This window comes from Kaistella sp. 97-N-M2, from assembly GCF_021513235.1.
Taxonomy (GTDB): Bacteria; Bacteroidota; Bacteroidia; order Flavobacteriales; family Weeksellaceae; genus Kaistella.
The window spans coordinates 2,211,959-2,237,879 of record NZ_CP090976.1; the positions used below are offsets into that span (position 1 = coordinate 2,211,959).

Sequence of the window (25,921 nt, forward strand, 5' to 3'; positions counted from 1 at the left end):
GTTTAAATAAAATATTTAGAGGGCCATTGTGGAAAAGTAAAAAATGGTATTTAAAATATATTTGATACATTTATTTAAAATATAAACCCAAAAAAACAATAGATGTTTGAATTGAATTATGAATTGAATGGCATCGATGCCAAAACATTTTATGGCGTCAATAACCAATATTTTAACCTGCTGAAATCCACTTTTCCTACCTTGAAAATAACGGGTCGCGACCACCATGTCTTCGCTGCCGGCAACCAGGAAACCCTCGATATACTTCAGAATAAATTAAACGACCTCGTTAGTTTTATTTCCACTAATAATGCAATTAATTTAAAGGATTTTGAGAGCATTCTTAAGATTAAAGACGAAACTGAAAAACAGCTGGTTTTCGATCAGGATATCATCGTAAAAGGCATTAACGGAAAAATAATCAAAGCCAAAACCAGCAATCTGAAGAAGTTGGTAAAAGCAACAGACACGAAAGATATGGTCTTCGCCATCGGACCTGCGGGAACGGGTAAAACCTATACCAGCGTTGCTTTGGCGGTGCGGGCTTTGCGCGATAAAGAAGTAAAACGAATTATTTTAACCAGACCCGCCGTGGAAGCAGGGGAGAGTTTGGGTTTCTTGCCGGGAGACCTGAAAGAGAAGCTAGACCCGTATATGCAACCGCTTTATGATGCGCTTCGCGATATGATCCCGCACGAAAAACTGGAAGGTTTTATGGAGAAGAGGGTCATCGAAGTGGCGCCACTCGCCTTTATGAGAGGCCGGACTTTGGATGAGGCGTTCGTTATTTTAGATGAAGCCCAAAACACCACGCATGCACAGATGAAAATGTTTCTCACCAGAATGGGGATGAATGCCAAATTTATTATCACAGGAGATCCCAGCCAGGTTGATTTACCGATGCGCCAAAAATCCGGTTTGCAGGAAGCCATGCGGATTTTAAAGGATGTAAAAGAAATAGGCTTTGTTCACCTCACGGAAGAAGATGTCGTTCGGCATCCCGTAGTTCGAAAAATTATTGAATCCTATAATAAAGAGGAACAAAGAATGCGAGAAGAATGAGTTACTAACATATCCACATCAAGGTTAACCTTCACATAATTTCGTGGATGATTGATGTTTACAAAAAATTGCACATTAAATTGTTAATAATTTGTTAATTAAATAAAATATAATACATTTGTTTACCTAATTTTAAAATTATTAACCATGAAAAAATTATTTTTAGTGGGTGCCGTGGCACTTTTTGGAGCATTAAGTGCTCAAACAGGTTTTAAGCTGGGAGCGCACGTTGGTCTTCCCGTAGGTGATTATAGTGATGTCAGCTCCTTTACCATAGGTGTCGACGGTTCTTATCTTTGGCCGGTCGCCGCAGATTTCAATTTGGGAGTTGCAACAGGATTTTCCACCTATTTTCCGACTTCTGATTTTAAAGACTTAGGGGCAAAAAATCTAAATTTAGTTCCTGTAGCTGCATCGGGACAGTATAGATTTACGCCCCAGTTTAGTTTGGGCGTAGACTTAGGCTATGGCTTTCTTTTCTCTGATGGCGAAAGTGATGGCGGATTTTACTTCCAGCCGAAAGCGGCATACCATTTTGGGCCGAGTGAAGTCAATTTGAGTTACGCCGGCGTTTCACAGGACGGTGCCACTTTAAGTTCCATTAATTTAGGATACGCCTATTCCTTTGGAAAATAAATAGTAAAAATTGAGAAACCGCCATACGGCGGTTTTTTATGATATTTATCACAATCAGTTTATCTTCACACCTCAGTTTTAACTTTGGCATAAATTATGTTAAAAACACTGAAAATAACTATTATGAAAAAATTATTGATTACAGGTGCTGTCGCGTTAATCGGAATCACGGCAAATGCACAGTTGCAAAAAGGAAATATCATGGTAGGCGGCGAACTGGCCGCTGCTAATTTCGGACTGAATGAAGGTGCAGGATATCGTTTCGAGATTACCCCACAGGCTGCATTTTTTGTGCAGGACAACTGGGCTGTTGGACCATATGTTCGATTGGGTTTTGCCGGAGCAAAAGGTTCGGATACTCAGTTTAACTACGGAGTAGGCGCATTATCCAGATATTACTTTTCACCGGGAGAACAGGGAGTCGACAATCTTTTAAGACACGGCAGATTTTTCGTGGAAGGTAATGCCGGGATTGGTGGACAAAACGCTTCCAATGGCGGCGACTCTGCAAACGGCTTGGATTTAGGAATCGGACCTGGTTACACTTACTTCGTAACACCGGATATCGGTTTAGATGCTTCCGTAAAACTGAATGGTAATTTAGGATTCGGAAACAGAGGAACTACTTCTGCAATTGATTTTAGATTAGGCCTAAATATTTTCTTGCCACAAAAAAGAGCAATGAGCAATATTAAAACCGAATAAAAAAAATTTTTAACGAGTTTAAAAGCTGTTTCCTAGAGTGTTACAGCTTTTTTTATGTTTAAAAGGTGGGTAAATTCCAGCTTATGTGAATAATCATGCTATTTGTCTCGAAAAAAAAATTATTTTTGCGCACTAAATTATTAAACTATGAAAAAATTATTACTGGTTGGTGCTGTTGCGCTGTTCGGAGTTTTACAAGCTCAAAAAACCAATTTTGGTGCAAACGCCGGAATGCTTACAGGATTTGCAAAGGTGAAGACTCCAATGGGAGACGATAGTGAGTCCAACACAGGTTTCTATGCTGGTTTTTTTGCAGAAATCACTGCGGGAAATATGGTGAAAATTCAACCTGCCGTTAATTACGCCAACATTGATGGGGGAAGTGCCTTACAAATTCCCATTATGGTGAAGTATTATGTTGATCCGAAATTTAATCTGCAGGCAGGTCCGCAATTTACTTTTGATTTAGACGACAATCCTTTTCCAGATTATTACAATTCTTTAAATTTTGGTTTGGCACTGGGAACGGCCTACGAATTCACGCAGAAACTATTTGTGGAAGCCCGCTATTCTTTTCAGTTGAACAATCATTTAAAGGATGCTCCAAGCGGTTATTCTGTTAAAGCAAACTATTTGAATCTAGGTTTAGGATACAAATTCTAAGAAAAATTCAGCACCAAAAACAGAAAATCCTGAGAAATTATTCTCAGGATTTTTTTGTATTTTATCTAAAAAAAAATTATTTGCCAAATAAGTTTCCGCCGGCGCCCGGCATTTTCGGCATTCCTTTGCTCATCATTTCCATCATTTGTTTGCCTTGTGGACCCTGCATCATCTTCATCATTTTGCCCATCTGTTCAAACTGCTTCATCAATTGATTTAAATCTTCAATTTTTCTGCCCGCGCCTTTTGCGATTCGGTTTTTTCTTTGGGTATTGATGATGGACGGCCGTCTTCTTTCTTCCGGCGTCATCGAGTGGATCATGGCTTCGATATGTTTAAAAGCATCGTCCTGGATATCCACATCTTTAATGGCTTTCCCAACACCCGGAATCATGCCCATCAAATCCTTCATATTACCCATTTTTTTGATTTGATTGATCTGTTTTAAGAAATCATCAAAACCAAATTCGTTTTTGGCAATTTTTTTATGAAGCTTTTTGGCTTCCTCCTCATCAAACTGTTCCTGTGCTCTCTCAACTAAGGAAACAACATCTCCCATTCCCAGAATCCGGTCCGCCATCCTTTCGGGATAAAAGACATCCAGAGCTTCCATTTTTTCTCCGGTCGAAATAAACTTGATGGGTTTTTCCACAACGGAACGGATCGTTAAAGCCGCTCCACCGCGCGTATCACCATCTAATTTAGTTAAAACAACACCATCAAAATTCAATGCATCGTTAAAGGCTTTTGCCGTATTCACCGCATCCTGTCCCGTCATGGAATCCACAACGAACAGCGTTTCATTCGGTTTGATGAAATAATGAACCGATTTAATCTCGTTCATCATCTGCTCATCGATGGCCAAACGTCCTGCAGTATCTACAATCACCACATCGTGGCCGTTTTCTTTTGCGAATTTCACGGCATTTTCCGCAATCGAAGAGGGATTAACTGCGCCTTCTTCCGTGTAAACCGGAATGCCAACCTGCTGTCCCAAAATTTTCAACTGCTCGATGGCGGCGGGACGGTAAACGTCGCACGCTACCAAAAGAGGTTTTTTACTTTTCTTTTGCTTTAAAAAATTCGCCAGTTTTCCTGAAAACGTTGTTTTACCGGAACCTTGCAGTCCCGCAATTAAAATAACGCTGGGTTTGCCCGAAAGATCTATTCCTTCCTGCGTGCCACCCATTAAATCCACTAGTTCGTCGTGAACGATTTTCGTCATCAACTGTCCCGGACTTAAACTTGTGAGCACGTTTTGCCCTAAAGATTTCTCCTGAACTCTTTTCGTGAGGTCTTTTGCAACTTTATAATTTACATCGGCATCAACAAGTGCGCGGCGAATTTCCTTCACCGTTTCTGCAACATTAATTTCTGAGATTTTACCGCGCCCTGAAATATTGTGAAGCGCTTTATCTAATTTATCCTGTAAACTGTTGAACATTGTTTTTTATTTAAGAACTGCAAAAATAGGGAAATTAGCTGAAACTTAAAATTCGAAATTTTTAAATCGCCCGATTATCAGTAGATTTGCAAAAATAAAAAGATGACCGACGAAAATTCTTCCGATCCGGAATTCTCCAAAGAGGATGAAAAGAAATATGCCAGAAATGGGCTTCGGCAGTATGGCGTTTATTCTGCCATCGTTTTTCAAATGCTGGCGACGATGGGACTTGGCTTTTGGGGCGGAAATAAGCTGAACGAATATTTCGATCTTCCGAACAAACTGTTGACCGTTGGCGTTGGATTTTTGGCGATGGGACTGGCTTTTTACAATTTATTAAATCAACTTAAAAACGTTCAGAAGAATGAAAATAAAAAATAACACTTTATATATTATCCTTTATTTTTTCATGTTTTTTATCCATTTTGCGCTCTGGCAAATTCTGGAGATCGGGTTGGAAACCACTTTCGTGAAATACTACCTCTTTTTAACACTGCTTTTCGTCATGGTTTTGACGATTATTTCCATCATCAAGAAAATTTATCCAACTTACATCGGTTTTGCTTTTATGGGATTGATTCTGTTTAAACTCACGATTATGTTTTTGGTCATGAAAAAGCTCAATTTAAGCGAAGTTCCTAATTATAAAATTCATTTCATTATTCCTTACCTGATTTCGCTGGTGCTCGAAACCCTTTACGCAGTGAAGCTTATCCAAATTGGAGAACCCGAAATTCCCCAAAAAGATGAATAAAATCAGTAAAAAAGGATTTTTATATTATGATTATTTGTCCTATTTTTGCAAAACTTTAAAATAAGATATAGCAATGCTGAAAAGAGTAGTTCTTGTAATAGGTTTTTTATCGACATTTTCTTCAACGTTCGCTCAACACGAAACTAAGGTAATTTCTGCCACAGAAACCGCTGTTTCCCATGATGCTTCGGAAAAAGTAGCATCTGAGCTTTCCGCTCCGGAAGAAATTAAAAAAGAGAACAAAAATTACATCGATCATCACCTTTTAGACAGCCACAGTTTCGATATTATGGTGTCGAAAAATGATGACGGCACCGAAAATCATATCGGTTTCCCTCTTCCTGTTATTTTTTACGATGCAGCCAATGGTTTTCACGCTTTTATGAGCTCCAAATTTCACCACGGTGAAGAAGTGGTAGAAAGCAAAGGCGGACACTACGCGCTTTCTCACGAAAAAATTTATAAAACAGATGCAAACGGCACCTTGACTTTAGATGAAGAAGGACATGCCACGAATGAGAAGGTTTTCGATCTTTCAATTACCAAAAGTGTTTTGATGATTCTGGTAACTGCATTCCTGTTGATTTTGATTTTTGTCTCGATCGCAAGAGGTTACAAAAAATCTTTGGTCCCAACGGGCGCGGCAAAAATTTTAGAACCGGTAATTTTGTTTATCAGAGATGATATTGCGAAGCCAAACATTGGTGCGAACTACAAAAAATACATGAGTTATTTGTTGACCATCTTTTTCTTTATTTTATTCCTGAATGTTTTTGGATTAATGCCTTTCGGGATTAATGTTACAGGGAACATCGCGATCACATTCGCTTTGGCGCTTTTAACGTTTTTAATCACACAGTTTACAGCGAACAAAAATTATTGGCAGCACATCTTCTGGATGCCGGGATTGCCTTGGCCAATGAAAATTGTAATGATGCCGATTGAGATCATCGGACTGTTCATCAAACCTTTCTCCCTACTTATTCGTCTTTTCGCGAATATGTCTGCAGGTCACATTATCGTAATGAGTTTGATCGCTTTGATTTATTATTTCCAAAACGTAATTGCCGGAATTGCTTTTCCATTTTTAACCTTCGTTATTTATTTGCTGGAAGTTTTGGTAGCCTTTTTACAGGCTTATATTTTTACGATGCTATCTGCAGTATATTTCGGTATGGCTAATGAAGAGCACGGTCATGAAGGAGAAGAAGGTATGGCGCACTAATTAATTAGGCTTAAGGGATCTCGATTAATGATAGTACAATCGAACATCCCTCATCATTAAAGTACTATCAATTATAATTTACGAACTAATTTTTTAAAATTTATATTATGCAAGAAATGCCAAAAATCATCGGTGCAGGTTTAGTAGTAATCGGAACAGGTATCGGTATCGGGAAAATCGGTGCTGCTGCTTTGGAAGGTATGGCTAGACAACCAGAACAGGCTGGTAAACTTCAAACAGCGATGTTGATCGCTGCAGCTCTTGTAGAAGGAGTTGCTTTTGCTGCATTATTTGCGGTAAACTAAGAAGTTTCTACAAAAAATATCACTTGCCGGGAACGGTTGGTTACGGCAAGTGGTTTTTTAAAAAATTAAAATTCAATTACAATAATTTATTATAACTCGTATGGGATTATTAGAAAATTTTTCATCAGGTTTATTCCTCATCCAGACCGTTATCTTTTTGATCTTACTTTTGGTTTTAAGAAAGTTTGCCTGGAAGCCGATTATGGATGCTGTTAACGAAAGAGAAGTGACCATCGTAGATTCTTTGAACCAGGCAAAACTTGCGAAGCAGGAAGTTCTTAATTTGAAAGCTGAAAACGAAGTAATCATCCGCGAAGCGAAGGTAGAGCGCGATAACATCTTGAAAGAAGCCAGGGAAATTAAAGACCGAATCGTAGGTGAAGCGAAAGAGTTGGCGCAAACGGAAGGCGATAAAATGATCGAGCAGGCCAGACAGTCCATCCAGGCTGAAAAATCTGCGGCAATGTCGGATATCAAAAACCAAATCAGTACTTTGTCTGTTAACATCGCAGAAACAATTTTGAACCAAAAATTGGATAACGATGGGGCGCAAAATGCGTTGGTGGAAAATATGCTTAACAAATCTAACCTGAACTAAAATGCTTACAAGTAAAGTAGCAAAAAGATACGCGCAAGGTCTGCTTAATTTCACGCAGGAATCCGGAAGCACGGCTTCTGTATTTAGTGAAATGAAGGACATTGTGCAAACCATCAGCAAATCCAAAGAACTGCAGAATTTTTTCAGTTCGCCGATTATTGATGTAAAGAAAAAAATTAGTATTGCTTTAGAAATTTTCAAAAGTTTTTCTCCGGTTTCCCAAAATATGGTAACCATGGTTATTAAACACGGAAGAGAAAGCCAGATGCAGAACATTGCACAGGAATTTGTGAATAAAGTGGAGGACATGAACGGAGTGCAGAGAATTACTTTGACTGCTGCGACTACACTTTCAACAGAAAATATTCAGAATATTTTAAAATCTTCAGCATTGGTTAATCACGAAAATAAATTTGACGTGAAAACAATTATCAACCCCAATATTTTAGGAGGTTACATTTTGAGAGTGGGCGATCAACAGATTGATGCTTCGGTAAAATCTAAACTCACGCAGCTTCAGAAAGAATTTCAATTAAATTAAGACAAAAAAAACCATAAAATGGCAGAAATAAATCCGGCAGAAGTATCTGCAATTCTTAAACAACAGTTAGCAAACTTCGATACACAGTCGAATGTGGAAGAAGTAGGAACTGTATTGACCATCGGTGATGGTATCGCTTTAGTATACGGTTTAGAAAATGTTCAGTACGGTGAATTGGTAAAATTCCAAAGCGGTATTGAAGGAATCGTTCTTAATCTTGCAGAAGACAATGTTGGAGTTGCACTTTTGGGCGAGTCTAAATTGGTGAAAGAAGGAGATACGGTAAACAGAACCAAAAGGATTTCTTCTATCAAAGTAGGAGAAGGAATGTTGGGAAGAGTTGTTGATACTCTTGGAAACCCCATCGACGGTAAAGGTCCTATCACCGGCGAATTGTACGAATTGCCGTTGGAGAGAAAAGCGCCGGGAGTAATTTTCCGTCAGCCCGTAACCGAGCCGTTGCAAACAGGTATTGTGGCGATTGATTCCATGATTCCAATCGGAAGAGGACAAAGAGAATTGATCATTGGTGACCGTCAGACTGGTAAAACAGTGGTTGCGATTGATACGATTCTAAATCAGAGAGAATTTTATGATGCAGGCGAGCCTGTATTCTGTATATATGTAGCGATTGGACAAAAAGGGTCCACCGTTGCGCAAATTGTAAAAACATTAACGGATAAAAGAGCAATGGCTTATACCGTAGTGGTAGCAGCAAACGCTTCCGATCCAACGCCAATGCAGGTTTACGCACCAATGGCGGGTGCTGCGATTGGAGAGTTTTTCCGCGACACTGGTCGTCCGGCCTTAATTATTTATGATGATTTATCCAAACAGGCGGTAGCTTACCGTGAACTTTCTTTATTACTAAGAAGACCACCGGGCCGTGAAGCTTATCCTGGAGACGTTTTCTATCTTCACTCCAGATTATTGGAGAGGGCTGCAAAAGTGATCAAAGATGATACAATTGCCGCTCAAATGAACGATTTACCCGAGGTTTTAAGACCGATTGTAAAAGGTGGCGGTTCTTTAACTGCACTTCCAATTATCGAAACTCAGGCGGGTGACGTTTCTGCATATATTCCAACGAATGTAATTTCAATTACGGACGGGCAGATTTTCCTCGAAACGGATTTATTTAACTCTGGAGTTCGCCCGGCGATCAACGTAGGTATTTCGGTATCGCGTGTGGGAGGTAACGCTCAGATCAAAGCAATGAAAAAAGTTTCAGGTACTTTGAAACTTGATCAGGCGCAATACAAAGAACTGGAAGCGTTTGCAAAATTCGGTTCCGATCTTGATGCTTCTACACAGGCCGTTATTTCCAAAGGGGAAAGAAACGTGGAGATTCTGAAGCAACCTGTAAATTCACCACTTCCGGTAGATTCTCAGGTGGCGATGATTTACTCCGGAACTGAAAACCTGATGAGAAATGTACCTATCGAGAAGGTAAAAGAATTTCAGAAGGAATATGTAGCGTTCTTAAGATCGAAACATCCTGAAACAATGGCAGCCATTAAAACAGGAAAGATTGATGATACAATTACAGGAGTTCTGAAACAGGCAGCTGCAGAATTAGCTTCCAAATACAACTAAAAATATTTAATCTTCAGTATTCAGAATTTTTTTGAATACTGAATTTTTTAAACTTTGAATTCAAAGAATGGCAAATTTAAAGGAAATACGCGCAAGGATTACTTCGATCTCTTCCACCATGCAGATTACGAGTGCGATGAAAATGGTTTCGGCAGCAAAACTGAAGAAAGCCACCGATGCAATCGTGATGTTGAGACCTTACTCCGAAAAACTGCAGGAAATTATTGAAAACGTAAGTTCAACTACCGATTTGGAAGGCGTTTCAATGTACACTGCAGAAAGAGAGGTGAAGAAAGTTCTTTACATTGTAGTCACTTCCAACAAAGGTTTGGCCGGTGCGTTCAACTCTGCGGTCATTAAAGAACTGAACACTGCCATCAGCAATGCCCAGCACGAAGTTGAAATTCTTTCTGTAGGAAAAAAAGTGTACGATGCCGTGCGACGAAGCCGAAAGGTGTACGACAACCAGAGTGCAATCTTTGATTCCATGAGTTTTCAGGGAGTTTCCAGTTTTATGGAAAACGTGATGAATGATTACAAAGAAGGAACTTTCGATAAAGTTTTTGTAATCTATAACAAATTCATTAATGCTGCAACGCAGGAAGTTCATTTGGAGCAGGTATTGCCGATTGCTCTTCCTGAAAAAGAAGGCGTGGCGGTAAATACGGATTATATTTTCGAACCCAACGCGGGAGAAATCTTAAATGTCCTGATGCCGAAATCCATAAAAACTCAGGTTTACAAAGCCATTTTAGATTCTGTTGCTTCCGAGCATGGTGCCAGAATGACTGCCATGCACAAGGCTACCGATAATGCGGAAGCTTTGAGAAGTGATCTGAAGATTTTCTATAACAAAGCGCGTCAGGCTGCAATTACTAACGAAATCTTAGAAATCGTAGGTGGTGCTGAAGCTTTGAAGAATTCTTAAGGAAAAAATATATTACATTAAAAGACTGCAGTTTGCAGTCTTTTTTTTGGGTCTTAATACCGCAGGTTATCAGGTTATTACGCTGTATTTTTTTTAAGATTGCGCCGTAAATTTTTTGCAGTCAGCTTTTTGTTGACAGGATTATTTTGCAATTCCGGCAGGAAATTATTTACCTTCGTATGGAACAGCCAAATTTCCTAATCATCATCCAGGGATGATGAGTACGTTTCTTACAGGAAAATAAATAAGTGGAAACTGGATACTGATTGTCTACGATTATGGAGCGACAGACCCAACTACGCTTAATTCCTGGCAGATAGTTCTGGGAGCGGGCGTAAACTTAAAAACGAATGAAACTCTGACATTTGGTAGTGAGATCTCCCTCAAAAAAACCCGGTTCAGGATTATCTGTTCGTTGATGTTACCACCGAATACAAAACTTTAGATCTCGAAATTTACGATGCTTCGGGAAAAAGAGTTAAAACGGAAAGCCTATTAAAAGGTGCTAAAAATATAGAAGTTGATGTTAGGTATTTAGCTCCCGGTATGTACCTGTTGGTTCCTTTGAAAGATGGCGAGCGCAAACAGGCTATTAAATTTATCAAAAAATAGAACCCACTTTTTTTCTTACAAGGCATCGGTAAATACTGGTGCTTTTTTATAATCATTTTCCTTCAAAACCCTGTTTTTTAGAACGTGACATAAAAATTTTATTATTTAAATTTAATTATCTTTGCATCAAATATTTCAAAAATTAAATGGACTCAGACGTCGTCAAGCTTTTATTAGCTTTGTTTTTAGTAGTACTCAATGGTTTTTTCGTAGCCGCAGAATTTTCTATCGTTAAAGTTCGTTATTCTCAAATTCAGATCAAAGCCGCCGAAGGAAATTCGATGGCAAAACAGGCTGAACATCTCATTAAACATTTAGATGAATACCTTTCTGCAACGCAGCTGGGGATTACTTTAGCTTCGTTGGCCTTAGGTTGGGTCGGCGAAAGTGCAATGCATCATGTGATCGAAAACAGCTTCCATTATTTCGAAGTTGCCATTGCAGACGCAACCGTCACCACGATTTCCCTCGTCATAAGTTTCTTTTTGATAACAGTTATGCACATCGTTTTCGGAGAATTAATTCCGAAATCCATTGCGATAAGAAAAGCCGAACAAACCGCCATGGTCATCGCCATGCCATTACGGGTTTTTTACACGGTTTTTAAACCATTTATCTGGACGATGAATCACATGTCGAACGGATTCCTCCGTTTGATAAAAATTCATCCTGCCTCCGAACAGGAAATTCATTCGACGGAAGAGTTGCAGCTTTTGGTAAAACAATCAGCAGATTCCGGCGAAATCGAGGAAGAGAACTACGAGATCATAAAAAATGCGTTCGACTTTACCGATCATTCTGCGAAGCAGATTATGGTTCCGCGACAAAATATATCTTCCATAGATATTGAAGATCCTGTAGAAGATATCATTACTATTATTATGGACGGTGGTTATTCCAGACTTCCCGTTTATAAAGATTCAATCGATAATATTATCGGAATCTTTTACGCCAAAGAAATCATCCGCGAGTATGTAAAAAGAAAAGGTGTGCTTAATCACACCGATTTGCAGGAATTAATGCGTGATGCCTTTTTTGTGGTTGGAAGTAAAAAGATTTCGGATCTTTTAAAAGTGTTTCAACAGAAAAAGCAGCATTTGGCCGTGGTTATCGATGAATTTGGTGGCACGGAAGGAATTGTGACGCTGGAAGATATTTTGGAAGAACTGGTCGGTGAAATTCAAGATGAAGAAGATGACGAAGAAAAAATCGTCGATAAAGTAGGTGAAAATGTTTTCTGGGTTCAGGCAACGCAACCTTTAGATGAAATTAATGAACATTTGCCCAAACTGTTTCCGCTTTCGGAAGATGGCGAATACAACACTTTGGCAGGTTATATATTACACGAACTCGAAGATATTCCAGGCGAAAATCAGGAGTTTACCATCAACGATTATCACGTGAAAATCCTGAAAATGCAGAATAAAAGCGTAGATCTGGTCGAATTGGTTTATGAAGAGCCAAATCTTATCGACACGCTTTCCGAAGAAATGTCCGAACTATAAGAATTCTTTGGGCACGCACTTTTCAACATTAAAAAAATTTTAAGTCATGTTTAGCATTATTTATAATTCTAAAAATTACGATAAACCACAGCGGGAATACGAAGAAGACGTTGCGGTCCTCGAGCAGGAAGATGAAGTTTACAAAATTGTTCTGTGGAATGATGATGTAAATACGTTCGACGACGTGATCGAAGCTTTGGTTGAAATTTGCGAGCATACCTTAGAGCAGGCCGAACAGTGTACCATGCTTGTGCATTACAAGGGGAAATGTACGGTGAAGACAGGCAGTTTGGAGAAACTAAAGCCCATGCACGAAAAACTTCTTTCGCGGGGTTTAACATCAGAAATCGTTTAACTAAAGTTTCGTTTTTCGAAACTTTTATTTTATAAAAATTTATGAGTCCAGTTCTTTTAGTCATTATCGCGGTTACGGCGATTATCAGTTATATCGCTTTTAACAATCAGGCGCTTTTCGAAAAATACAAATTTAATGTCGGCGCGATCCTTCAGCGGAAAGAATATATCCGGCTTTTATCTGCGGGCTTTCTGCATGCAGATTTAATGCATCTTCTTTTCAACATGATGACGCTGTATTTTTTCGGACCCATTGTAGTAGAAGCTTTTGGTATTACCGGATTTTTAATTGTATACTTTGGCTCGATCCTCCTCGGGAATATTTTTTCCTTGTATTTGTATCAAAACCAGGCGTGGTATTCCGCGATAGGTGCCAGTGGCGGGGTTTCCGGAATTTTATTTGCGTCGATTGCGATGATTCCGGACCTGGGTATTTACTTTTTCTTTATCCCAATCGCCATTCCGGGCTATATTTTCGGTTTTTTATATTTCGCCTATTCCGTGTACATGATGCTGAACCCCAAGCATAACGATAACATCGGCCATGCTGCGCATTTGGGAGGCGCATTTTTCGGTTTGGTTTATGCCGTGGGTCTGCAGCCGGAGCGCGCTGTAGAAAATGCCTTGTTCTTAGGCATTATGGCGCTGCCGCTCATTTATATGGCGTATATGGTTTTCGTGAAAAAGAAAATTGGCTAAAATTTTTGGAGCACGAAGATTTTCGTGGTATTCCACTGGTGGACCCGTTTTCCGTTGCAATCTTTTTGGCGGCGGCGCGCCGCCAAAAAGGATTTCCACCACAACCGGGGCTATAACTTCAGGCTGTTTTTCTGCGAAAGTTTATAAAAACGTGTGACCAAAACCTTTATAGTTTTATGTTTTGCAAAAAATGGGTTCAGTTTATTGTCATTCCAAGGAAGGAAGAATCCTTTGAGAAACCTGCCGGCACAATGTTTATGACTTTGAAATTGTAGTGCCAAGTGTTAAGAAGAACTTTCAACTTTCAACTTTCAACTTTCAACTTTTCACTCTTTTCTGCGCTCGCTTCGCTCGCGCCAGCTAAAAAAAATCTCTCTGTCATTCTGACGAACGAAGAATCTCAAATGTGAAAATTCATTAAACTCTTTTGTCTTACCACTACGTAACGCATTGCACTTTTCACACGGTCGGCGCTCGCTTCGCTCGCGCCGCTTCTAAAAATCTCTCTGCCCTTCTGACGACGGTAGAATCTCAAAGGTAAAAATTCATTAAAGTCCTTTGTCTTACCAATACGTAACGCAGTGCACTTATCATTCTTTCGACGCTCGCTTCGCTCGCGCCAACTTTAAAAAATTTCTCTGTCGTTCTGACAAAGGAACAGTCTCTTTGGGAAACCAAGCCGCTTAATTTTTATAACGTATAAAATTGTGGTTTGAACTTTTTACAAAAACCTTTTGAGCTTTTCACACTTTCAGCGCTCGCTTCGCTCGCGCCAGCTAAAAAAAAATCTCTCTGCCCCTCTGAGGAAGGAAGAATCTCAACGGTAAAAATTTATTAAAGTCCCTTGTCTTACCAATACGTAACGCAGTCACTTATCATTCTTTCGACGCTCGCTTCGCTCGCGCCAACTTTAAAAAATCTCTCTGTCATTCGGACGAAGTAAGAATCTCAAAGGTAAAAATTTATTAAAGTTCTTTGTCTTACCAATACGTAACGCATTGCACTTATCATTCTTTCTGCGCTCGCTTCGCTCGCGCCACCTGTAAAAAATCTCTCTGTCATTCGGACGAAGTAAGAATCTCAACGGTAAAAATTCATTAAACTCCTTTGTTTTACCAATAAGTAAGGCATTGCACTTTTCACACGGTCGGCGCTCGCTTCGCTCGCGCCATCCCTATTTTCGTCCCCAAACCATCCTTTCATTTCCCGAAATATCCTTTAGCAAAAAGGTTTCCGACAAAACCTCCGAAAAAAGTTCCCGCGTTTCCTTTCCCAGTTTCTGGTTGATCTCCAAAAAGACCAAACCATGGTCAGAAAGATGCTTTTCGCAGTCCTTTGCAATTTTCTCATAAAAAACAAGCGCATTATTTGTGGGGGAAAATAAGGCCATTTTCGGTTCAAATTCCTTTACCGACGCGGCGATTTCACTTTCTTCCTGCTGGGCGATGTAAGGTGGATTCGAAATAATAACATGGAACACATCCCTTAAATCAACGTTCAGATAATCCTGATGGATAAATTCAATTTCAACTTTGTGAAAGTTGGCATTTCGATTCGCGGTTTTCAACGCTTCTTCCGAATAATCGATCGCAAAAACTTGCGCCTCCGGAAAATTTTTTTTCAGCACGATCGGAATAATTCCGGAACCGGTTCCGATATCCAAAATTTTAAAATCCTTTCCGTGGAAGTCAGAATTTTTAATTTTTTCAATCGCCACTTCCAAAAGTTCCTCCGTCTCGGGTCGCGGAATCAAAACATGTTCATTCACGAAAAATTTTAAGCCGAAAAATTCTGTTTCTCCTAAAATCTGCTGAAAAGGTTTTCCGCGTTTCAGTTCCGTAAGAATGGCTTCTAAATGCGCAATTTCCACTTCTGTAAGCTTTATACGTTGAATTTGGCGTTGCGCGAACTTATTGTGACCCGTTAGTTTTTCAATAAAAATCGAAAATAGTTCTGCACTTTCGGACGGAGTATAAAGGTCGGCTAATTCCGCTGCGAAGTATTTCCTGTATTCTGATAAAGTCATTTGCCTGCTAAAGTTTGGTAATTTTTAAATATAAATCCTTTTTCCAAAAAAGCGGTAAAAAACTTCCAAAACATTTATTAAATAAGGATAATTTCCAAATCTTCTCCCAATTGAAAATAATTTTGCTACTTTTGAAAAATCGCTAAAATAAAAAATGAAAAACGTTCTCTTTGCATTTCTCACCGTTCTTTTTTTGGTGTCTTGTGGCGCTTCCAACAAAGTGGTCAAAAGATCCGTCCCAACGAAGACCGTGGCGAAAAGTCCCGACTTAAAAACGCTTGAATCTAAATATTCCGGGAATCCTGATGCAGAGATCCGCGAAATTCTGAAAGATGCGGAAAAATATTTAGGAGCACCCTACAAATATGCGGGTAATACCTCCTCCGGTTTCGACTGTTCCGGTTTTACCGTAAAAGTTTTCGACGAAAACAATACGAAACTTCCACGCCGTTCGGAAGATCAGTCCAACACCGGAAAAGGAATTTCCATAAAAGAAGCGCAACCCGGTGATCTCCTCTTTTTTGCAACGTCCGGCGGCAGCAAAGTGACCCATGTGGGGATCGTTCACGACATCGGAAACACAGGCGAAGTTAAATTCATTCACGCTAGCACATCGAAAGGGGTCATTATTTCTTCGCTTAACGAAAAATACTGGAACAAAGCTTACCTCTTCGCACGCAGAGTTTTGTAAATTTACAACCTTATCAACAGCGAAGTTTCATCACCGAACATCAATTATCAATCATCAACAATAAACCTAATGCTACAAAAGACCATCGAAAATATCTGGGACAACCGTGAACTTTTACATACCGAGGAAAGCGGAAAAGCCATCCGCGAAGTGATCCGTCAACTCGATCTGGGCGAACTTCGCGTGGCAGAACCTACAGAAAACGGCTGGAAAGTTAATGAGTGGGTAAAAAAAGCGGTCGTTATGTATTTCCCAATCCAGAAAATGGAAACCATCGAAGTCGGCCCGTTCGAATTTCATGACAAAATGCCTTTAAAAAGAGGATATGCCGAAAAAGGCGTCCGCGTGGTTCCACATGCAGTCGCCAGAGAAGGCGCGTTTATCGCATCGGGCGTGATTTTAATGCCGTCGTACGTGAACATCGGTGCATACGTAGATTCGGGAACTATGGTCGATACCTGGGCAACGGTTGGAAGCTGTGCACAGATCGGCAAGAATGTTCACCTGAGTGGCGGTGTCGGAATTGGCGGCGTTCTCGAACCGCTGCAGGCCGCACCTGTAATTATTGAAGACGATGTGTTCATTGGCTCCAGATGTATCGTTGTAGAAGGTGTTCATGTAGAAAAAGAAGCAGTTCTCGGTGCAAATGTGGTCTTGACGGCCTCTACAAAAATAATCGATGTGACCGGCGAAACTCCTGTTGAAATTAAAGGTAGAGTTCCTTCACGTTGCGTTGTAATTCCTGGAAGTTATACGAAGAAATTTCCGGCCGGAGAATATCAGGTTCCGTGCGCTTTGATCATCGGACAAAGAAAAGAATCGACGGACAAAAAGACTTCTCTAAATGATGCGTTGCGGGAAAATAATGTTTCCGTTTAAGTAAAATTATGGCAATTCCGAAACAAATTTTTCAAACCTTTAAAACCAAAAAACTGCCTCTCATTACACGGTTGCATATTTGGAAGATGAAAAGGCAAAATCCCGAGTATGAATACTTTCTGTATGATGACGAGGAGATTAAAGAATTTTTTGCAAAGGAATTTCCGACCGAATATCTAAAAGCCTATAACCAGTTGACCATCGGGGCTGCGAAAGCAGATTTTTTCCGTTACGCCATTTTGTATAAAAAAGGCGGCGTTTATCTGGATGTCGATAGTGGAATTTCGCAACCATTAAAAAATTTAATCCAAGCTGATGACGTCGCATTACTAAGTGTGGAGCGGCATGTGCATTTTTACTGTCAGTGGGCGCTTATTTTCGATAAAGATCATCCTTTTCTGAAGAGGACTTTGGAGCTGGTTTTAGATAATATCCAAACCCACCGATTTCCACACGATGTTCACGCAACCACGGGTCCGACGGCTTTTTCAAAAGCTATCAATGAATGTCTAACTGAGAATCCCAATATTCCGTATCGATTATTCGACGGCATTGAATACCGCGGCTATCTGCAATTCAAGTATAAACTCGGCAAGTTTTTTCTTTATAATAAAAAAGCTGATCACTGGAAACGCAAGCAGATGACGCAGGATATTATAAAACCCTTCGAAGAATGAAAATTGCTTTCGACGGAAAACGTTTCTTCCACAACAGTTCCGGTTTGGGCAATTATTCCCGGGATTTGATCCGTATTCTAGCGACTTATTTTCTGGAAAATGAATACGTTATTTTTAATGAAAACCAGTCAGAGAAAGGAAACGATATTCTAAATTTACCCAATGTTTCCTTTGTAGAAACTTCGAAAGGAAGTTGGTCCCGACAACTGAAAATGGGAAAGGATGCACAGCAGATTAATGCCGATATTTTCCATGGACTTTCTGGCGAGCTGCCTTTAAAATGGACTAAAAAACCCATTAAAAAAGTCGTTACCATTCATGATTTGATCTTTCTGAGATTTCCCCAATATTATTCATTTTTTGACCGCAAAATTCATTTCTGGAAATTCAAAAAAGCTGCAGAGCAAGCGGATTTGATCATCGCCATTTCTGAGCAAACGAAGCGCGATATCATTCAGTTTTTAAAAGTTCCCGAAGAGAAAATTAGAGTCGTCTACCAAGGTTGTCACCAGGCTTTTAAAGAAAATCAAAGCGAAGTATTTTTAAATTTGGTTAAAGAAAAATACAATCTACCGGAAAGGTTCATTCTTAATGTTGGAACGATTGAAGCGCGAAAAAATCTTTTGAATATCGTAAAAGCCATTAACGGAACGGAAATTCCATTGGTGGTCATTGGCCGAAAAAGGACCTATTTCAAAAAAGTCCAGAAATATCTGAAGAAAAATAAATTAGAAAGCCAGGTTCATTTCCTGGAAAATGTTTCCACGGAAGAGCTTGCAGCCATCTACAAACTCGCAGATGTTTTCGTATATCCCAGTTTTTTCGAAGGATTTGGAATTCCGGTGATTGAAGCACTTTATTCTAAAACGGCGGTTATCACAAGTAACTTAAGTTGTCTGCCAGAAGCCGGTGGACCGGATTCAGTTTATATCGATCCGCATAATTTCGAAGATATAAAAGCCAAGATTTTATTTCTCTGGAACAACGAAGCTGAAAGAAACCGTCGCGCTGAGAAAAGTTTTGAATTTGTGCAGAAATTCACTGATAAAAATATTTCGGAAATTTTGTATACTGTTTATCAGGAACTTAAGTAGAAGTAAAATATATTTCTTGCGAGTTAAATTTTTTATGACCTATATTTGCACCGTTATAAACAACATGAAAAATACAATCACTTTAATCCATCATCATCATCTCATCTAAAGACGAGTTGATTTAATGTGGTCCAAAGTGACTAAAATAATAATAAACCGTCTGAACAAAGACGGTTTTTTTTGTGTTTCACATCAAGGCATTTGTTCAGACCCAATCTCAAGACTGAACATGAACAAATTAAAGATCGCCATTCAAAAAAGTGGCAGACTCAGCGAAAAATCCTTGGAACTTTTAAAAGAATGTGGCATCAAGATCCCTGATTTTAAAAGTAAACTCAAAAATTCAGCGACCAATTTTCCGTTAGAAATTCTTTTCCTTCGCGATGACGATATTCCAAAATATGTTGAACAAGGAATTGTCGATATCGGTATTATCGGCGAAAATGAAGTTTTGGAACAGAACAAAAATGTGGATTTGGTAAGAAAACTGGGTTTTGCAAACTGCAGATTATCCTTAGCCATTCCGAAAGATCAGGAGTATTCAGATCTCAGTTTTTTTCAGGGAAAGAAAATCGCGACATCTTATCCGACCATCGTTCAAAATTATTTCGATAAAAATAATATCAATGCCGAAATTGTTGAAATTTCCGGAAGTGTGGAAATTGCACCAAGCATCGGTTTAGCGGACACCATCGCTGATCTGGTGAGTTCCGGAAGTACTTTATTACACAATGGTTTGAAAGAAGTGGAGCAGGTTTTAAAAAGTGAAGCGGTCTTAATTTCCAGCCAAAATCTCCCCGAAGATATTTCAATCATTCTGGAATCATTTCTTTTTCGAATTCAGGCTGTTATTAATTCCCGAGAAAACAAATATATCTTGCTAAACGCGCCGAATGAATCCATTGAGAAGATCATTGACGTTTTGCCGGGAATGAAATCGCCCACCGTTTTGCCGCTCGCCGAATCTGGCTGGAGCAGTATTCACTCCGTCGTTCGGGAAAACGAATTCTGGAAAATTATCGATGAATTAAAGAAATTCGGTGCCGAAGGAATTTTAGTGATTCCGATTGAAAAAATGGTTTTGTAAAGTAGACGTGAGATTTTAGACATTAGACGTTAAAGATCAGAATAATGTACAATTTACAATGTAAAACTTACTCCAAATAGGCAATACGCCTTTGATGAGTGAAACGCCTTTGCGATCGTAACGAGTCAACAGAATAATAAAATTACTGAGCGTCTTTGCGTTAAAAATAAGTCCATAAAAAGTAAAAATGAAAAATATATTTAAATATCCGGAAAAAGATACCTGGGAAACACTCTTGAAAAGGGCAGCTCTTGAAAAGAAAGATTTAAGAAATACCGTTCAGGAAATTTTTTTGAAAGTAAGAAATGAAGGTGATGCTGCTTTAAAAGAGTTTGCGGTAAAATTTGATCAAGTAAACATTGAGAATCTATTGGTTTCGAAAGAAGAAATTGAATTTGCCGTCTCCCAGGTTTCACCAGAATTAAAGGTTGCGATAGCACAGGCAAAAGGAAATATCTACAAATTTCACGCTGCGCAGAAAGAGAAATCTATTGAAATTGAAACGATTGAAGGCGTAATCTGTTGGAGAGAATCCAGAGCAATTGAAAAAGTCGGATTATATATTCCAGGCGGAACCGCGCCGCTTTTTTCTACGGTTTTAATGTTGGCCGTTCCGGCACAGATCGCAGGCTGCCAAGAAGTAATCCTTTGTACACCATCGCAAAAAGGTGGTTCGATCAATCCAGCCATTTTATACACGGCGCAATTGTGTGGGATCACCCAAATTTTTAAAGTGGGCGGCGCTCAAGCCATCGCAGCGTTGACGGTTGGAACGGAAAATATTCCGAAAGTGGATAAAATTTTCGGTCCGGGAAATCAATATGTCACGCAGGCGAAACAATTGGCGATGGATTATAATGTCGCCATCGATTTGCCGGCGGGTCCAAGTGAAGTTTTAGTCATTGCTGATGAAAAAGCCGATCCGGAATTTTGCGCAGCAGATTTACTCTCTCAAGCCGAACACGGAACGGATTCACAAGTGGTTTTTATTTCAACAGATGAAATCGTTTTCAATGATACTTTAAAGGAAATTGAAAAACAATTATCAGAACTTCCAAGAAACGAAATTGCAAAATCAGCTTTGGAAAACAGCCGTTTTATTTTATTGAAATCGATTGATGAAGCGCTTGAATTGAGCAATTCTTACGCGCCGGAACATTTAATTTTATCAATAGAAAATCCAAGAAATTACATTGCAGACATCACGGATGCAGGATCAATTTTTCTCGGAAATTATACGCCCGAATCAGCCGGAGATTATGCGAGCGGAACCAATCACACTTTGCCCACCAACGGATTTGCCAAAAATTACAGCGGTGTTTCCCTCGACAGTTTTGTCAAGAAAATAACTATTCAGGAAATTTCCAAAACAGGGCTGAAAAATATCGGAAAAACCATCGAAATTATGGCGGCTGCAGAAGGTTTAGATGCCCACAGAAATGCAGTTTCACTTCGCTTAAAATCTTTAGAAAATGGAATTTAATTTAGAACAAACAATCCGTCCGCATTTGGTGGGAATGAAATCGTATTCAAGTTCGCGACCGACCGATGATAAAGACCGGTTTATTTTACTGGATGCCAACGAAAGTCCTTTCGGGAATTACAACCGTTATCCGGATGCTGAAAATGTTCAATTAAAACAAAAACTCGCGGACCTTAATAAAGTAGACACAGCCAATTTGTTTCTAGGAAATGGCAGCGACGAATTGATCGACTTACTGATGCGCGTATTTTGTGATCCTGAAAAAGATTCGATCATGGTTTTTAATCCGAGTTTTGTGATGTACGAGATTTATGCAAAAATGAATGATGTAGCCGTCGAAAAACTGCAGCTGAATTCCGATTTTCAATTGAATAAAACGGAGTTTGCGGAGGCTTTGACGGAAACGAAGGCTAAAATTTTGTTCCTCTGTTCGCCCAATAATCCAACGGGAAATTCCATCGATGATTTTGAATTTTATTTTCAAAGCTTTAAAGGAATCGTAGTGGTGGACGAAGCGTATATCGAGTTTTCTCCGGAAGAATCTGCCGTTAGTTTACTAAAAAAATATCCGAATTTAATTGTGTTGAAAACCTTATCCAAAGCTTATGGAATGGCAGGATTACGAATTGGCGTCGGGATTTCTTCCCCAGAAATTGCTTCATTTATTAATCGGTTCAAACCTCCTTATAATATCAGTTGCGAAAGTCAAAGACTGGCTTTGCAACAATTACAAAACGAAAAAGAACAGGCTGAAAATATCCAGACGATATTATCAGAGAAAGAAAAATTGAAGAAAGGTTTGGCAGAAAATAAAGAGGTAGTGAAGATCTATCCATCTGACGCCAATTTCTTTTTGATCGAATTTAAAGATGCCGAAAAGGTGTATCAAAAATTACTTCAAAACTACATCTGGACAAGTCTTCGTCATCCGGCTTTAAAAAATTGCCTTCGGTTAAGTGTTGGGAAACCTGCCGAGAATTTAAAAGTTTTAAACCTATTATCAGAAATTTAAATCATGAAAAAAGTATTATTCATCGACCGCGACGGAACTTTAATTGTAGAACCGCCCACCGATTTTCAGGTAAATTCATTAGAGAAATTAGAATTTTATCCAAAAGTCATTCAGAATTTAGCCAAAATCGTGACCGAACTCGATTATGAATTGGTCATGGTGACGAATCAGGATGGTTTGGGTACGGATTCTTTTCCGGCAGAAGATTTTCGGATTCCACAGGAGAAAATGCTGAAAACTTTAGAAAATGAAGGAATCGTTTTTTCTGATCTTTTAATTGATGACAGTTTTGAATCCGACAATTCGCCGAATAGAAAACCACGAACCGGGTTGCTTCAAAAATACATTTACGGAAATTACGATCTGAAAAACTCCTTCGTCATCGGTGATCGAAAAACAGATGTAGAACTGGCAAAAAATCTTGGAACGAAATCTATTTTTATTGGTAAGGAAAATTTTGCTGAAGCGACTTTAACCACGCAAAGTTGGGACGAGATCTACCAATATTTAAAGCAGATCCCACGAAAAACGAAAGTGAATCGAGAAACAAAAGAAACCGAAATTTCCATTGAATTAAATTTAGACGGAAGTGGAAAATCCAATATCAATACCGGTTTGGCATTCTTCGATCACATGTTGGAACAGATCTCTAAACACGGCAATTTCGATTTAGAAGTGAATGTTAATGGAGATTTGGAAGTTGATGAACACCACACGATCGAAGATACCGCGTTGGTTCTCGGAAACTGTTTCGAACAGGCTTTAGGTTCGAAAAAAGGAATTGAAAGATATGCGTTTGCTTTGCCGATGGATGATTGTTTGGCGCAGGTTGCTTTAGATTTTGGCGGACGAAATTGGTTGGTTTGGAATGTTGATTTTAAAAGAGAAAAAATCGGCGATGTTCCGACAGAATTGTTTTACCATTTTTTTAAATCTTTCACTGATACTGGAAAATGCAATCTAAACATTCAATGTGAAGGTGAAAATGAACACCACAAGATCGAATCGATTTTCAAAGCTTTTGCCAAAGTGTTGCGTGATGCCGTGAAGCAGGACCAGAACAATTTTTCCATCCCAAGTACCAAAGGAATATTATGATAGCAATCATCGATTATGGCGCGGGAAATGTAAAATCCGTGAAAAATGCCGTCCGAAAATTAGAGTTTGAAACCATTCTTACGTCCGATTTTGCGGAAATAAGAAAGGCGAAAAAAGTGATTTTTCCGGGAGTGGGAGAAGCTTCTACGGCGATGAATTATTTAAAGGAGAGAAATTTAGATACTTTGATTCCCACTTTAAAACAACCTTTTTTAGGAATCTGTCTCGGACAACAATTGTTGTGTGATTTTTCGGAAGAAGGAAATACCAAATGTCTCGGCATATTTGATTTGAAAGTAAAAGAATTTCCCGCCACCGACATTGTTCCACACATGGGTTGGAATAATTTGCAAAAGATAAAAGGCGGACTTTTGGAAGGAATTTCTACCGAAGATAATTTCTATTTCGTCCACAGTTATTATTGCGAAACTGGAGAATACACAACTTCTGAGTGTGAGTATATTTTGCCTTTCTCTGCAACTCTGCAAAAAGACAATTTCTATGGAACGCAGTTTCACCCGGAAAAATCGGGCGATATCGGCTCAAAAATTCTCGAAAACTTTTTAAAACTAAAATAATTTGACCACAAAAGTCACAAAGTTTAAAACTAATGTGAACTTCTCACAAGTTATAAATTCACTTTCATTAGAAATCCTAATGTGACTAATGTGTTAGAAAAATCCAGAAAGACTTTGTGACTTTGTGGTTTAAAAAATATAAATGAAAATAATTCCAGCCATAGACATCATCGAAGGAAAATGCGTCCGACTCTCCAAAGGAGATTACGATACCAAGAAGATCTACCACGAAAATCCTTTGGACATTGCCAAAGAATACGAAGCGCACGGAATCCAATATCTGCATTTGGTCGATTTGGATGGCGCGAAAGCGAAAACAATTAAAAATTTAAAAACCTTAGAAATGCTCGCTTCTCAAACTACTTTAATCATCGATTTTGGCGGTGGAATAAAAACGCGCGAAAGTTTGGAAAGAGCTTTCAATGCAGGAGCAAATCAGATTACGATTGGAAGTGTTGCAGTAGAAAATCCAGAAATGTGTGAAGAATGGATCAACGAATTTGGCGCTGAGAAATTAATTTTAGGCGCAGATTGTTTGGACCGAAAAATAAAAACTTCCGGTTGGTTAACCGATTCTGATCTGGATGTTTTGGACTTTATCAAATCTTATCAACTCAAAGGAATTAGAGAAGTTATTTGTACTGATATTTCAAAAGACGGAATGCTTGCAGGACCTTCTTTTGAATTGTATCAGGAAATTTTGAAACAGTCAGAAATTGCTTTAATTGCCAGTGGCGGAATTTCGTCAATGCAGGATTTGGAGGATTTAAAGGAGATTGGTTGCTCGGGAGCAATTATCGGAAAAGCCATTTACGAAGGAAAGATCAGTTTAAAGGAACTTCAAAAATTTAATCAATGTTAAAGAAAAGAATTATTCCGTGTTTGGATATCAAAGATGGAAAAACGGTGAAAGGTATTCAGTTTGAAGATCTGCGAATTGCCGGTGATCCGGTGGAACTCGCCAAGAAATATGTGAAAGATGGCGCTGATGAATTGGTTTTCCTGGATATTACAGCCACTTTAGAAAACAGAAAAACTTTAATAAAATTAGTTGAAAAACTGAGTTTAGAGATCAATATTCCTTTTACCATCGGTGGTGGAATTTCTTCCGTTCAGGATGTAGAAGCTTTATTAAAAGCCGGCGCCGATAAAGTGTCGATTAATTCAGCCGCCGTGAGAAGGCGGGAATTGATTCGGGAAATTGCCCAACAGTTCGGAAACCAGTGCGTCGTTGTCGCCATCGATACGAAACAGATCGGCGGTGAAGATTACGTTTTCATTAATGGTGGAAAAATCAAAACTGACTGGAAAACTTTAGATTGGATAAAGACCGTTACAGATTTAGGAGCCGGGGAAATCCTGCTGACTTCAATGGATCTCGACGGTACCAAAAACGGGTTCGATATCCGAATGTTGCAGAATGTTTCCGAGGTTTGCCAACTCCCAATCATCGCTTCCGGTGGTGCGGGAAAAATGGAGCACTTTACCGAAGTCTTTACCAATACAAAAGTGACCGGCGCTTTGGCTGCCAGTATTTTTCACTTCAATGAAATAAAAATATCCGATTTAAAAGAGAATTTAACACAAAATAAAATCGCCATCAGATAAAATTACCCTTAACGAGTTTACAAATAAAGATGAATAAGTTTGGTGAGATTGCAGATGATAT

29 protein-coding genes are annotated in these 25,921 nt (G+C 39.1%); 27 read left to right on the forward strand and 2 right to left on the reverse strand.

Annotated elements, in window-relative coordinates; all coding sequences use genetic code 11:
• Positions 1–102 precede the first annotated feature (102 nt).
• From L0B70_RS10270 to L0B70_RS10285, 4 genes are all read left to right on the forward strand, one after another.
• Positions 103–1,062, forward strand: a complete 960-nt coding sequence (locus tag L0B70_RS10270; RefSeq protein WP_235141709.1) for a PhoH family protein — start codon at positions 103–105, stop codon at positions 1,060–1,062.
• Between the two features lie 147 nt (positions 1,063–1,209).
• On the forward strand, positions 1,210–1,698 hold the full coding sequence (locus tag L0B70_RS10275) for a hypothetical protein (RefSeq protein WP_235141710.1): 489 nt from the start codon (positions 1,210–1,212) through the stop codon (positions 1,696–1,698).
• A 123-nt stretch (positions 1,699–1,821) separates the two neighbouring features.
• Positions 1,822–2,403, forward strand: a complete 582-nt coding sequence (locus L0B70_RS10280) for a hypothetical protein (RefSeq protein ID WP_235141711.1) — start codon at positions 1,822–1,824, stop codon at positions 2,401–2,403.
• A gap of 147 nt (positions 2,404–2,550) precedes the next feature.
• Positions 2,551–3,066, forward strand: coding sequence for a porin family protein (locus tag L0B70_RS10285; protein ID WP_235141712.1), 516 nt, complete (start codon positions 2,551–2,553; stop codon positions 3,064–3,066).
• 76 nt (positions 3,067–3,142) lie between these two features.
• Here the strand turns inward: L0B70_RS10285 and ffh are convergent, their stop codons facing one another.
• Positions 3,143–4,510 (reverse strand): signal recognition particle protein, encoded by a 1,368-nt coding sequence (ffh, locus tag L0B70_RS10290; protein ID WP_235141713.1) that lies wholly within the window; start codon positions 4,508–4,510, stop codon positions 3,143–3,145.
• 102 nt (positions 4,511–4,612) lie between these two features.
• On the opposite strand from ffh, the gene L0B70_RS10295 reads away from it, so the two are divergent.
• From L0B70_RS10295 to L0B70_RS10345, 12 genes are all read left to right on the forward strand, one after another.
• On the forward strand, positions 4,613–4,891 hold the full coding sequence (locus L0B70_RS10295) for an AtpZ/AtpI family protein (protein ID WP_235141714.1): 279 nt from the start codon (positions 4,613–4,615) through the stop codon (positions 4,889–4,891).
• The gene (locus tag L0B70_RS10300) at positions 4,875–5,264 is read left to right on the forward strand and encodes a hypothetical protein (protein WP_235141715.1); all 390 of its coding nucleotides are present in this window, start codon (positions 4,875–4,877) and stop codon (positions 5,262–5,264) included. The genes L0B70_RS10295 and L0B70_RS10300 overlap by 17 nt, the downstream gene beginning before the upstream one ends.
• A gap of 73 nt (positions 5,265–5,337) precedes the next feature.
• On the forward strand, positions 5,338–6,489 hold the full coding sequence (atpB, locus tag L0B70_RS10305; RefSeq protein ID WP_235141716.1) for a F0F1 ATP synthase subunit A: 1,152 nt from the start codon (positions 5,338–5,340) through the stop codon (positions 6,487–6,489).
• A 107-nt stretch (positions 6,490–6,596) separates the two neighbouring features.
• Positions 6,597–6,794 carry an ATP synthase F0 subunit C gene (gene atpE / locus L0B70_RS10310; protein WP_027377418.1) on the forward strand — a complete coding sequence of 66 codons (198 nt, stop codon included), beginning with the start codon at positions 6,597–6,599 and terminating at the stop codon, positions 6,792–6,794.
• Positions 6,795–6,894: 100 nt separating this feature from the next.
• Positions 6,895–7,392 (forward strand): F0F1 ATP synthase subunit B, encoded by a 498-nt coding sequence (atpF, locus tag L0B70_RS10315; protein WP_235141717.1) that lies wholly within the window; start codon positions 6,895–6,897, stop codon positions 7,390–7,392.
• A gap of 1 nt (position 7,393) precedes the next feature.
• Positions 7,394–7,933 (forward strand): ATP synthase F1 subunit delta, encoded by a 540-nt coding sequence (atpH, locus tag L0B70_RS10320; RefSeq protein ID WP_235141718.1) that lies wholly within the window; start codon positions 7,394–7,396, stop codon positions 7,931–7,933.
• 18 nt (positions 7,934–7,951) lie between these two features.
• Complete coding sequence (gene atpA / locus L0B70_RS10325) at positions 7,952–9,529, forward strand: F0F1 ATP synthase subunit alpha (RefSeq protein ID WP_235141719.1); 1,578 nt, start codon at positions 7,952–7,954, stop codon at positions 9,527–9,529.
• 67 nt (positions 9,530–9,596) lie between these two features.
• Positions 9,597–10,457 carry an ATP synthase F1 subunit gamma gene (gene atpG, locus L0B70_RS10330; protein WP_235141720.1) on the forward strand — a complete coding sequence of 287 codons (861 nt, stop codon included), beginning with the start codon at positions 9,597–9,599 and terminating at the stop codon, positions 10,455–10,457.
• 408 nt (positions 10,458–10,865) lie between these two features.
• On the forward strand, positions 10,866–11,069 hold the full coding sequence (locus tag L0B70_RS13545) for a T9SS type A sorting domain-containing protein (RefSeq protein WP_407929704.1): 204 nt from the start codon (positions 10,866–10,868) through the stop codon (positions 11,067–11,069).
• A 146-nt stretch (positions 11,070–11,215) separates the two neighbouring features.
• The gene (locus L0B70_RS10335; RefSeq protein ID WP_235141721.1) at positions 11,216–12,574 is read left to right on the forward strand and encodes a hemolysin family protein; all 1,359 of its coding nucleotides are present in this window, start codon (positions 11,216–11,218) and stop codon (positions 12,572–12,574) included.
• A 46-nt stretch (positions 12,575–12,620) separates the two neighbouring features.
• On the forward strand, positions 12,621–12,929 hold the full coding sequence (locus L0B70_RS10340) for an ATP-dependent Clp protease adaptor ClpS (protein WP_235141722.1): 309 nt from the start codon (positions 12,621–12,623) through the stop codon (positions 12,927–12,929).
• A 41-nt stretch (positions 12,930–12,970) separates the two neighbouring features.
• On the forward strand, positions 12,971–13,627 hold the full coding sequence (locus tag L0B70_RS10345; RefSeq protein WP_235141723.1) for a rhomboid family intramembrane serine protease: 657 nt from the start codon (positions 12,971–12,973) through the stop codon (positions 13,625–13,627).
• 1,174 nt (positions 13,628–14,801) lie between these two features.
• Here the strand turns inward: L0B70_RS10345 and prmC are convergent.
• The gene (gene prmC, locus L0B70_RS10350) at positions 14,802–15,653 is read right to left on the reverse strand and encodes a peptide chain release factor N(5)-glutamine methyltransferase (RefSeq protein ID WP_235141724.1); all 852 of its coding nucleotides are present in this window, start codon (positions 15,651–15,653) and stop codon (positions 14,802–14,804) included.
• A gap of 154 nt (positions 15,654–15,807) precedes the next feature.
• Here prmC and L0B70_RS10355 point away from each other — a divergent pair, with 154 nt between their 5' ends.
• From L0B70_RS10355 to hisF, 11 genes are all read left to right on the forward strand, one after another.
• Complete coding sequence (locus tag L0B70_RS10355; protein ID WP_235141725.1) at positions 15,808–16,344, forward strand: C40 family peptidase; 537 nt, start codon at positions 15,808–15,810, stop codon at positions 16,342–16,344.
• 69 nt (positions 16,345–16,413) lie between these two features.
• Positions 16,414–17,223 carry a 2,3,4,5-tetrahydropyridine-2,6-dicarboxylate N-succinyltransferase gene (locus L0B70_RS10360; RefSeq protein WP_235141726.1) on the forward strand — a complete coding sequence of 270 codons (810 nt, stop codon included), beginning with the start codon at positions 16,414–16,416 and terminating at the stop codon, positions 17,221–17,223.
• Between the two features lie 8 nt (positions 17,224–17,231).
• A complete protein-coding gene (locus L0B70_RS10365) occupies positions 17,232–17,900 on the forward strand; it encodes a glycosyltransferase family 32 protein (RefSeq protein WP_235141727.1) in 669 nt (222 codons plus the stop codon).
• Positions 17,897–18,994: a glycosyltransferase family 1 protein gene (locus L0B70_RS10370; protein ID WP_235141728.1), complete on the forward strand. Its 1,098-nt coding sequence runs from the start codon at positions 17,897–17,899 to the stop codon at positions 18,992–18,994. The genes L0B70_RS10365 and L0B70_RS10370 overlap by 4 nt, the downstream gene beginning before the upstream one ends.
• Positions 18,995–19,223: 229 nt before the next feature.
• Positions 19,224–20,081, forward strand: coding sequence for an ATP phosphoribosyltransferase (hisG, locus tag L0B70_RS10375; protein WP_235141729.1), 858 nt, complete (start codon positions 19,224–19,226; stop codon positions 20,079–20,081).
• A 187-nt stretch (positions 20,082–20,268) separates the two neighbouring features.
• Entirely contained in the window at positions 20,269–21,564 is a 1,296-nt protein-coding gene (gene hisD, locus L0B70_RS10380; protein WP_235141730.1) for a histidinol dehydrogenase, read from the forward strand.
• Positions 21,554–22,576, forward strand: coding sequence for a histidinol-phosphate transaminase (hisC, locus tag L0B70_RS10385; RefSeq protein WP_235141731.1), 1,023 nt, complete (start codon positions 21,554–21,556; stop codon positions 22,574–22,576). The genes hisD and hisC overlap by 11 nt, the downstream gene beginning before the upstream one ends.
• A 3-nt stretch (positions 22,577–22,579) precedes the next feature.
• Positions 22,580–23,674: a bifunctional histidinol-phosphatase/imidazoleglycerol-phosphate dehydratase HisB gene (hisB, locus tag L0B70_RS10390; RefSeq protein WP_235141732.1), complete on the forward strand. Its 1,095-nt coding sequence runs from the start codon at positions 22,580–22,582 to the stop codon at positions 23,672–23,674.
• Positions 23,671–24,252: an imidazole glycerol phosphate synthase subunit HisH gene (gene hisH, locus L0B70_RS10395; protein ID WP_235141733.1), complete on the forward strand. Its 582-nt coding sequence runs from the start codon at positions 23,671–23,673 to the stop codon at positions 24,250–24,252. The genes hisB and hisH overlap by 4 nt, the downstream gene beginning before the upstream one ends.
• A 142-nt stretch (positions 24,253–24,394) precedes the next feature.
• Complete coding sequence (gene hisA / locus L0B70_RS10400; protein WP_235141734.1) at positions 24,395–25,114, forward strand: 1-(5-phosphoribosyl)-5-[(5-phosphoribosylamino)methylideneamino]imidazole-4-carboxamide isomerase; 720 nt, start codon at positions 24,395–24,397, stop codon at positions 25,112–25,114.
• Positions 25,108–25,860, forward strand: a complete 753-nt coding sequence (gene hisF, locus L0B70_RS10405; protein ID WP_235141735.1) for an imidazole glycerol phosphate synthase subunit HisF — start codon at positions 25,108–25,110, stop codon at positions 25,858–25,860. Before hisA ends, hisF begins: the two co-directional genes overlap by 7 nt.
• Positions 25,861–25,921: the final 61 nt, after the last annotated feature.

What these genes read in the sequence shown, in the direction of transcription:
- L0B70_RS10360 (WP_235141726.1), top strand. Translation starts at nt 16,414, where the DNA reads ATGCTACAAAAGACCATCGAAAATATCTGGGACAACCGTGAACTTTTA.
- L0B70_RS10295 (WP_235141714.1), top strand. Translation starts at nt 4,613, where the DNA reads ATGACCGACGAAAATTCTTCCGATCCGGAATTCTCCAAAGAGGATGAA.
- atpE (WP_027377418.1), top strand. Translation starts at nt 6,597, where the DNA reads ATGCAAGAAATGCCAAAAATCATCGGTGCAGGTTTAGTAGTAATCGGA.
- hisD (WP_235141730.1), top strand. Translation starts at nt 20,269, where the DNA reads ATGAAAAATATATTTAAATATCCGGAAAAAGATACCTGGGAAACACTC.
- L0B70_RS10340 (WP_235141722.1), top strand. Translation starts at nt 12,621, where the DNA reads ATGTTTAGCATTATTTATAATTCTAAAAATTACGATAAACCACAGCGG.
- L0B70_RS10365 (WP_235141727.1), top strand. Translation starts at nt 17,232, where the DNA reads ATGGCAATTCCGAAACAAATTTTTCAAACCTTTAAAACCAAAAAACTG.
- L0B70_RS10285 (WP_235141712.1), top strand. Translation starts at nt 2,551, where the DNA reads ATGAAAAAATTATTACTGGTTGGTGCTGTTGCGCTGTTCGGAGTTTTA.
- hisB (WP_235141732.1), top strand. Translation starts at nt 22,580, where the DNA reads ATGAAAAAAGTATTATTCATCGACCGCGACGGAACTTTAATTGTAGAA.
- L0B70_RS10270 (WP_235141709.1), top strand. Translation starts at nt 103, where the DNA reads ATGTTTGAATTGAATTATGAATTGAATGGCATCGATGCCAAAACATTT.
- atpH (WP_235141718.1), top strand. Translation starts at nt 7,394, where the DNA reads ATGCTTACAAGTAAAGTAGCAAAAAGATACGCGCAAGGTCTGCTTAAT.
- hisA (WP_235141734.1), top strand. Translation starts at nt 24,395, where the DNA reads ATGAAAATAATTCCAGCCATAGACATCATCGAAGGAAAATGCGTCCGA.
- prmC (WP_235141724.1), bottom strand. Translation starts at nt 15,653, where the DNA reads ATGACTTTATCAGAATACAGGAAATACTTCGCAGCGGAATTAGCCGAC.
- atpF (WP_235141717.1), top strand. Translation starts at nt 6,895, where the DNA reads ATGGGATTATTAGAAAATTTTTCATCAGGTTTATTCCTCATCCAGACC.
- hisG (WP_235141729.1), top strand. Translation starts at nt 19,224, where the DNA reads ATGAACAAATTAAAGATCGCCATTCAAAAAAGTGGCAGACTCAGCGAA.
- L0B70_RS10280 (WP_235141711.1), top strand. Translation starts at nt 1,822, where the DNA reads ATGAAAAAATTATTGATTACAGGTGCTGTCGCGTTAATCGGAATCACG.
- ffh (WP_235141713.1), bottom strand. Translation starts at nt 4,510, where the DNA reads ATGTTCAACAGTTTACAGGATAAATTAGATAAAGCGCTTCACAATATT.
- hisC (WP_235141731.1), top strand. Translation starts at nt 21,554, where the DNA reads ATGGAATTTAATTTAGAACAAACAATCCGTCCGCATTTGGTGGGAATG.
- L0B70_RS10370 (WP_235141728.1), top strand. Translation starts at nt 17,897, where the DNA reads ATGAAAATTGCTTTCGACGGAAAACGTTTCTTCCACAACAGTTCCGGT.
- L0B70_RS10355 (WP_235141725.1), top strand. Translation starts at nt 15,808, where the DNA reads ATGAAAAACGTTCTCTTTGCATTTCTCACCGTTCTTTTTTTGGTGTCT.
- L0B70_RS10275 (WP_235141710.1), top strand. Translation starts at nt 1,210, where the DNA reads ATGAAAAAATTATTTTTAGTGGGTGCCGTGGCACTTTTTGGAGCATTA.
- hisF (WP_235141735.1), top strand. Translation starts at nt 25,108, where the DNA reads ATGTTAAAGAAAAGAATTATTCCGTGTTTGGATATCAAAGATGGAAAA.
- L0B70_RS10335 (WP_235141721.1), top strand. Translation starts at nt 11,216, where the DNA reads ATGGACTCAGACGTCGTCAAGCTTTTATTAGCTTTGTTTTTAGTAGTA.
- atpG (WP_235141720.1), top strand. Translation starts at nt 9,597, where the DNA reads ATGGCAAATTTAAAGGAAATACGCGCAAGGATTACTTCGATCTCTTCC.
- L0B70_RS10345 (WP_235141723.1), top strand. Translation starts at nt 12,971, where the DNA reads ATGAGTCCAGTTCTTTTAGTCATTATCGCGGTTACGGCGATTATCAGT.
- atpB (WP_235141716.1), top strand. Translation starts at nt 5,338, where the DNA reads ATGCTGAAAAGAGTAGTTCTTGTAATAGGTTTTTTATCGACATTTTCT.
- atpA (WP_235141719.1), top strand. Translation starts at nt 7,952, where the DNA reads ATGGCAGAAATAAATCCGGCAGAAGTATCTGCAATTCTTAAACAACAG.
- hisH (WP_235141733.1), top strand. Translation starts at nt 23,671, where the DNA reads ATGATAGCAATCATCGATTATGGCGCGGGAAATGTAAAATCCGTGAAA.
- L0B70_RS10300 (WP_235141715.1), top strand. Translation starts at nt 4,875, where the DNA reads ATGAAAATAAAAAATAACACTTTATATATTATCCTTTATTTTTTCATG.